The organism is Mesorhizobium sp. M1A.F.Ca.IN.020.04.1.1 (assembly GCF_003997315.1).
Classification (GTDB): domain Bacteria; phylum Pseudomonadota; class Alphaproteobacteria; order Rhizobiales; family Rhizobiaceae; genus Mesorhizobium.
The window spans coordinates 1-704 of the sequence record NZ_RZSN01000409.1 but is presented as its reverse complement, the minus strand read 5'-3'; the positions used below and the strand labels follow the sequence as shown (position 1 = coordinate 704).

Below are 704 nucleotides of genomic sequence, written 5' to 3'. Positions count from 1 at the left end.
GGGCAATTCCAGGAAAGGTCTGTAGCAGCGGTACCGTCCGGAATTGCGTGACAATAATTTCAGGCGGCCAGCACCGCCTTCGGTTCGACCATCTCGTAACCCAGCGCTTCGGCGACGGCACGATTGGTGATCTTGCCCTTGTGGACATTGAGGCCGTTGCGCAGGTGATGGTCGTCGACCAGCGCCTTCAGGCCCTTGTCGGCGAGCTGCAGGCCGTGATGCAGGGTGGCGTTGTTCAGCGCGTGTGCCGAGGTAACCGGAACCGCGCCCGGCATGTTGGCGACGCAGTAGTGGATCACGCCGTCGACCTCATAGGTCGGGTCGGCATGGGTCGTGGCGTGCGAGGTCTCGAAGCAGCCGCCCTGGTCGATGGCGACGTCGACGAGCACCGAGCCCTTCTTCATGCCGGAGAGCATTTCGCGGGTGACCAGCTTGGGTGCGGCAGCGCCCGGGATCAGCACGGCGCCGACGACGATGTCAGCCGAGAAGCACTCGTCCTCGAGCGCCTCGACGGTCGAGTAGCGGGTATGGACACGGCCGCCAAAAATGTCGTCGAGCTGGCGCAGGCGCGGGATCGAGCGGTCGATGATGGTGACGTCGGCGCCGAGGCCGGCAGCCATCTTCGCAGCATGCAGGCCGACGACGCCGCCGCCGAGCACGGTGACCTTGCCGGGCAGCACGCCGGGAACGCCGCCGAGCAGCAC

At 66.2% G+C, this 704-nt stretch carries 1 protein-coding gene; it reads right to left on the bottom strand.

What is annotated here, in order from left to right; genetic code table 11:
• Positions 1–59 precede the first annotated feature (59 nt).
• Positions 60–704, bottom strand: a 645-nt coding sequence (locus EOA49_RS32260; protein WP_164749400.1) for an NAD-binding protein, incomplete at its 5' end; no start/stop codon positions are given.